This is a genomic window from Pseudomonas fluorescens group sp. (genome assembly GCF_020093335.1).
Classification (GTDB): domain Bacteria; phylum Pseudomonadota; class Gammaproteobacteria; order Pseudomonadales; family Pseudomonadaceae; genus Aquipseudomonas; species Aquipseudomonas petroselini.
Genome location: NZ_JAIOKW010000013.1, coordinates 154,386 through 160,766, shown reverse-complemented (window position 1 = coordinate 160,766; position 6,381 = coordinate 154,386). Strand labels below are relative to the sequence as shown.

At 62.8% G+C, this 6,381-nt stretch carries 5 protein-coding genes; 2 read left to right on the top strand and 3 right to left on the bottom strand.

Annotated elements, in window-relative coordinates:
* Positions 1 to 204: 204 nt before the first annotated feature.
* The 3 genes from K7431_RS16255 to K7431_RS16245 all read right to left on the bottom strand — a co-directional run bounded on the left by K7431_RS16255 (position 205) and on the right by K7431_RS16245 (position 5,083).
* Complete coding sequence (locus tag K7431_RS16255; RefSeq protein ID WP_012721808.1) at positions 205 to 906, bottom strand: SPOR domain-containing protein; 702 nt, start codon at positions 904 to 906, stop codon at positions 205 to 207.
* Between the two features lies 1 nt (position 907).
* Positions 908 to 2,644: an arginine--tRNA ligase gene (argS, locus tag K7431_RS16250; RefSeq protein WP_012721809.1), complete on the bottom strand. Its 1,737-nt coding sequence runs from the start codon at positions 2,642 to 2,644 to the stop codon at positions 908 to 910.
* Positions 2,645 to 2,863: 219 nt separating this feature from the next.
* Positions 2,864 to 5,083: a primosomal protein N' gene (locus tag K7431_RS16245; RefSeq protein WP_012721810.1), complete on the bottom strand. Its 2,220-nt coding sequence runs from the start codon at positions 5,081 to 5,083 to the stop codon at positions 2,864 to 2,866.
* 226 nt (positions 5,084 to 5,309) lie between these two features.
* Here K7431_RS16245 and rpmE point away from each other — a divergent pair, with 226 nt between their 5' ends.
* Together rpmE and K7431_RS16235 are read left to right on the top strand one after the other, a co-directional pair.
* A complete protein-coding gene (rpmE, locus tag K7431_RS16240) occupies positions 5,310 to 5,543 on the top strand; it encodes a 50S ribosomal protein L31 (protein WP_005784030.1) in 234 nt (77 codons plus the stop codon).
* A gap of 14 nt (positions 5,544 to 5,557) precedes the next feature.
* The gene (locus K7431_RS16235; protein ID WP_043204663.1) at positions 5,558 to 6,364 is read left to right on the top strand and encodes a thermonuclease family protein; all 807 of its coding nucleotides are present in this window, start codon (positions 5,558 to 5,560) and stop codon (positions 6,362 to 6,364) included.
* Positions 6,365 to 6,381: the final 17 nt, after the last annotated feature.

Below are 6,381 nucleotides of genomic sequence, written 5' to 3'. Positions count from 1 at the left end.
TATAAGAGACAGGGATTTCAACTGTAGGGGTTTATGGCGGACGAGTGGTGTTTATCGGTCTGACACCCATTCCAGAGCGGTGCAAAACCAAATGTGGGAGGGGGCTTGCCGCCGATGGCAGTGTGTCAGTCACCGAAAATGTTGACTGATCTACTGCTATCGGGGGCAAGCCCCCTCCCACATTTGATCCAGGTTGGCTGAAGGTCAGCGGCTCTGGCGTTGTTGTAACAACAGGTTGCTAAACCCTGCCCCGGCCAGTTGTTTCTGCGCCACGGTCAGCTGTTCACGGTTGCTGAACGGCCCCACCAGCACGCGATACCAGGTTGCATCCTTCACCGTGCCGGACTCAACCGTCACCGACTGGCCCAGCAGAATGATCTGCGCCCGCACGCGATCCGCGTCCGCCTGTTTCGGGAACGAGCCCGCCTGCAGGAAGAACTTGGTCACCGGTGCGGCCTTGGTCTCTGCTACCGGCGGGGCTGGCGGCGGCGTAATCCCGGCCAGTGCGGCCTGGGCACGCGCGGTGTCGATTTTTGCCGCTTCCGCCGGGGTCACCGGTGTGGTCGGCACTTGCGGCGTCGGCAGGGTTTTCTCCGGTACGGCGTCAGGCGGCACGATCACTTCCGATTCCGGCAGCAGCGTGTAGAAGTCGTACTTCGGCTTCACCGGTGCCGTCGGGCTTGGTGCGGTCTTGTTGGCTTCGGCCATTTTGGTGGCTTTCTGCTGCTCCTGTTTGACGCGTTTGACGTCGTCACCCTGGCCGGGGTCCAGCTTCATCAGAAACACGACAAACGCGCCGACCGTGAGGCCGATCGCCATCCACAACCAGCCCGGGATCGGCTTTTTCGCTGGAGCCTGGTAGCGGCTGGCGCCGCGCTTGGGTGCAGGTTTTTTCTTGGCAGCCAACTTACATACGCTCCAGGGTTTCCAGGCCTAACAATTCCAGGCCTTGCTTGAGGGTCCGTCCAGCCAGTGCGGCGAGGCGCAGGCGACTTTGCTTCTGGGCTTCGTCGTCGGCGGTGAGGATCGGGCAGTTCTCGTAGAAGCTGGAGAACAGGCCGGCGACTTCGTACAGGTAGGTGCAGAGGATATGCGGCGTGCCTTTTTCACCCACGCTGTTCAGCACTTCGCCAAATTGCGCGAGCTTGGCGGCCAGTTCCTGTTCGTGCGACGCTTGCAGGTCGATCTGGCCTTCGACTTCACTGAAGTCCTTGCCCAGCTTGCGGAACACGCCGGCCACGCGGGTGTAGGCGTACAGCAGGTACGGCGCGGTGTTGCCTTCGAAGTTGAGCATCAGGTCGAAGTTGAAGCTGTAGTCGCTGGTGCGGTGCTTGGACAGGTCGGCGTATTTCACCGCACCAATGCCCACCACGCGGGCGATGTTGCGCAGGTCAGCCTCGGCCAGCTCAGGGTTCTTCTCCTTCACCAGGGTGTAGGCCCGTTCCTGGGCTTCGGTCAGCAGGTCGATCAGCTTCACGGTGCCGCCGTCACGGGTCTTGAACGGGCGGCCATCGGCGCCGTTCATGGTGCCGAAGCCCATGTGTTCCATGTCCATCGGGTGGGTCACGAAACCGGCCTTGCGCGCCACCGCGAACACTTGCTGGAAATGCAGGGCCTGGCGCTGGTCGACGAAGTACAGGGCGCGGTCAGCCTTGAGCGTGCCACTGCGGTAGCGCACGGCGGCCAGGTCGGTGGTGGCGTAGAGGTAGCCGCCATCGGCCTTGACGATGATCACCGGCAGCGGCTCGCCGTCGGCGTTCTTGAATTCGTCGAGGAATACGCACTGGGCGCCGTTGCTCTCGACCAACATGCCCGCTGCCTTCAAGTCATTGACCACGTTGATCAGGTCGTCGTTGTAGGCGCTCTCGCCCATCACATCGGCCATGGTCAGCTTGACGTTAAGCAGTTCGTAGATCTTCTGGCAGTGGGACAGCGAAATGTCTTTGAACTTGGTCCACAGTGCCAGGCATTCGGCATCACCGGCTTGCAGCTTGACGACCAGGCCGCGGGCGCGGTCGGCGAACGCTTCCGACTCGTCAAAACGTTTCTTGGCGGCGCGGTAGAAGTTTTCCAGGTCCGACAGTTCGTCGCTGGTGATCGGGTTTTCCTGCAGGTAGGCCATCAGCATGCCGAACTGCGTGCCCCAGTCGCCCACGTGGTTCTGGCGGACGACCTCATCACCGAGGAACTCCAATACCCGGGCCACGCCGTCGCCGATGATGGTCGAACGCAAGTGGCCAACGTGCATCTCTTTGGCCAGGTTAGGCGCCGACAAGTCGACCACGGTGCGCTGGGCCGGACCGGCCTTGCGCACGCCCACGCGGGCATCGGCCAGGGCCGCGTCGAGACGGCCGGCCAACGCCTGGGTGTTCTGGAAGAAGTTGATGAAACCTGGGCCGGCGATTTCGGCTTTGGTCACACTATCGTCGACAGGCAGCGCAGCGATGATTTTTTCCGCCAGGTCGCGCGGTTTCATGCCGGCAGGCTTGGACAGCATCATCGCGATGTTGCTGGCGAAGTCGCCGTGGGTCTTGTCGCGGGTGTTTTCCACCTGGATCGCCGGCGTCAGGCCTTCAGGCAACACACCTTCGTTGACGAGTTGGGTGAGGGCTTGCTGGATCAGCTGGCGAATGGTGTCTTTCATGGTGTTCTCTTTCGACCGCAAGCGGCGGCGCGCGATGCGCAGGTGGAAAAACTGGGCATTATCCGTGGCGAGGGCGGGCTTGCCAACCTTCGTCGGACCTTCACAGACGATTAACCTGTGGCGAGGGAGCTTGCTCCCGCTGGAGTGCGGAGCACGCCCAAAATCGTTGGGGCCGCTTCGCACCCCAGCGGGAGCAAGCTCCCTCGCCACAAGGGCAATTCAATAAAGGTCTACCGGGTCAACGTCCAACGACCATCTCACCTGTCGGCCGCTGGGCATTTGCTCCAGGGCAAGCAACCAGCTACTTAATAGCCGATGCAGGGGCGCGCGCGAGGTTGCCTGCAAGAGTAGCTGAGCCCGATAGCGCCCGGCGCGGCGCTCCATGGGCGCGGGCACCGGGCCGAGCAGTTCGATGCCGCTCAGACCCAGTTCGCCGAGCAAACGTTCGGCGGCGCTGCACGCTTCATCCAGAAAGCTCTCTGCTTGCCCCGGTTTGTGGGCCTCGGCGCGCAGCAAGGCCAGGTGGGAAAACGGCGGCAGGCCGGCGGCGCGGCGTTCGCTGAGCGCCTGTTCGGCGAAGGCAAAGTAGCCTTGTTCCGTTAGTTGGATCAGCAGTGGGTGGTCGGCCAGGTGCGTCTGGATAATCACCCGGCCTGGCTCTTCAGCGCGGCCCGCGCGGCCGGCGACCTGGACGATCAACTGTGCCATGCGTTCGCTGGCGCGAAAATCCCCGGAGAACAGCCCGCCATCGGCATCCAGGATCGATACCAGCGTCACTCGTGGAAAGTGGTGCCCTTTGGCAAGCATTTGCGTGCCGATCAGGATGCACGGCTGGCCTTTCTGGATGGTGGCGAACAGTTGGTTCATCGCGTCCTTGCGCGACGTGCTGTCGCGGTCGACGCGCAGTACCGGGTAGTCTGGGAACAGGATGCCCAGGCGTTCTTCGGCCCGTTCGGTCCCTGCGCCTACCGGTCGCAGGTCGACCTTGCCGCACTGCGGGCAGTGACGCGGCACCCGTTCCACATGGCCGCAATGGTGGCAGCGCAACTCGCCATGGCGCTGGTGCACGGTCATGCGCGCATCGCAGCGCTCGCATTCGGACATCCAGCCACAGTCATGACACAGCAGGGTCGGCGCAAAGCCTCGGCGATTGAGAAACACCAACACCTGCTGGCCGGCGGCGAGGGTCTGGCCGATGGCTTGTTGCATCGGACCGGAAATGCCGCTGTCCAGCGGGCGGCTTTTGACGTCCAGGCGCAGGAAACGTGGCTGCTTGGCGCCGCCCGCCCGCTCGTTCAGGCGCAGGAGGCCGTAACGGCCGGTGTAGGCGTTGTGCAGGCTTTCCAGGGACGGCGTGGCCGAACCCAGCACAATCGGGATGTCTTCCTGGCGTGCGCGCACCAGTGCGAGGTCGCGGGCGTGGTAGCGCAGGCCTTCCTGCTGCTTGTAGGAGCCGTCATGCTCCTCGTCGATGATGATCAGCCCGGGGTTTTTCATCGGCGTAAACAGGGCCGAGCGGGTGCCGATAATAATGTCGGCGTCGCCATCTCGCGCGGCCAGCCAGGACTCCAGGCGTTCACGGTCGTTGACCGCCGAGTGCACCAGCGCGATACGTGCGTTGAAGCGCTGTTCGAAGCGCGCCAGGGTCTGCGGGCCCAGGTTGATCTCGGGGATCAGCACCAGCGCCTGTTTGCCGGCCTGCAGGGTTTCGCGGATCAACTGCAGATAGACTTCGGTCTTGCCGCTGCCGGTGACGCCGGCCAGCAGGAAGGCGTGGAAACTGTCGAAGCCGGCGCGAATCGCCTCATAAGCGGCGCGTTGTTCGGGGTTCAGCGGCAGTTCCGGTTGCGCCAGCCAGTGTTCGTGACGGGCATCGGGGGCGTGCTTGCGGATTTCCACCTGCACCATGCCTTTGGCCAACAGCAGGTCGAGGCTGTCTTTGCTCAGCATCAGCTTGCTTAATAGCTGGTGAGCCACGCCATGGGGGTGCTGCGCCAATGTGGCCAAGGCTTCACGCTGGCGCGGCGCGCGGGCGATGCGCGGGTCGTCGAGTCGCGCCCCGGGGACCATCGACCAGAAGCGTTCCTGGCGCGCTTCGGCCAGTTCGCCCTGGCGCAGCAGCACCGGCAGCGCCCAGCTCAAGGTGTCGCCCAGGCTGTGCTGGTAATACTGGGCGGTCCACAGGCACAGCTTGAACAGCGCGGGTGGCAGCGGTGGGGTGGCGTCGAGGATCGCCAAGGCCGGCTTGAGCTTCTCGGCCGGCACTTCGCTGTGGTCGGCGATTTCTACCAGGATGCCGATCATCTCGCGGCGCCCGAACGGTACGCGCACGCGCATGCCCGGCTGCAACTGCGCCCGCAGCACGCCGGCCGGGGCCCGGTAATCGAACAGGCGGCGCAGGGGCGAGGGCAGGGCTAGGCGCAATATGGCGTCGGGCACGCGAGGGGTCTCATATAAAGGCAGGCGGTGGCGCAGGGGCGCGAGCCTAGCAGACGAGGGGTGGCTTGGGTATGCCGCGCTTTTCTGATGAAAGGTGCTTTTATCTTTACAAGCAAATAGTGTCGCCGCTTGCGCGATTGAAAAGGTCTGGTAGAATCCGCGGCCTAATTACGTGCGGTATTCGACAATAGTGTCGAGTGGCGGCACGCTAGCCCGAGGAAGTGCCATGAAAGCCGATATCCATCCAGCGTACGAAACCATCGAAGTCACCTGCAGCTGCGGCAACAAGTTCGAAACGCGTTCGAACCTGTGCAAGCCACTGGGTACTGACGTATGCAACGAGTGCCACCCGTTCTACACCGGTAAGCAGAAAACTCTGGACACCGGCGGCCGTGTACAGCGCTTCGCAGATCGCTTTGGTGCTTTCGGCAAGAAGCCTGCTGCTACTCCAGCAGAGTAAGGCTCAAAAGCCTTATGGGCTTTTGCCAGCTGTTGAAAAAGGCGTCCCTCGCGGGCGCCTTTTTTATGCCTGGGATTTGGCTTTCAGTCGCCCAGGCCGAGGTGTTTTGCCCCGCTCCGGCCGCCCTGGCCCAGGTGGAGGTGCAGCGCGTGGTGGATGGTGACACGGTGCGCCTCAAGGATGGTCGCAGCGTGCGGATGATTGGCCTCAATGCACCGGAAACCGGCAAGCGTGGCCGCTCCGATGAGCCCTATGCCGTCGCTGCCCGCCAGCATTTGCAGGCCTTGGTGGATGCCAGCAACCACCGCGTCGGGCTGGTGCCAGGCCGCGAGAGCAAGGACCGTTACGGCCGAACGTTGGCTCACCTCTACAGCGCTGATGGTGAGAACCTGGAAGCACAACTGCTGGCCCAGGGGCTGGGGTTTCAAGTAGGTGTTGCGCCCAATGTCGATCTCGTCGCTTGCCAGCAGGCTGCCGAAAACGCTGCCCGCAAGGCGCGGCTGGGTCTTTGGCGGCAATCACCCGTGCAAAATGTGGCGCAACTCAAGCAATCCGGCTTTGCCTTGGTCAGCGGGCGGGTAAGTAAAATCGAACGCAATCGCGGCGGAATCTGGATCGAATTACAGGGTGCACTGGTATTACGCATTGCACCCGACCTCGTCCGCCAATTCGACCCCGCATGGCTCAGTGGTCTGCAAGGTAAGACAATTGAGGCCCGTGGCTGGGTGCAGGACCGTGCTGAGCGTGGCGGCCTGAAAAACGACCAGGCCCGCTGGCTGTTGCCGCTGACCGATCCCAGCATGCTTAAATCGACTGAATAAGAAAAAATTGTAGACAT

Coding starts and splice junctions, on each gene's coding strand:
- rpmE (WP_005784030.1), top strand. CDS start 5,310: ATGAAAGCCGATATCCATCCAGCGTACGAAACCATCGAAGTCACCTGC.
- K7431_RS16235 (WP_043204663.1), top strand. CDS start 5,558: ATGGGCTTTTGCCAGCTGTTGAAAAAGGCGTCCCTCGCGGGCGCCTTT.
- argS (WP_012721809.1), bottom strand. CDS start 2,644: ATGAAAGACACCATTCGCCAGCTGATCCAGCAAGCCCTCACCCAACTC.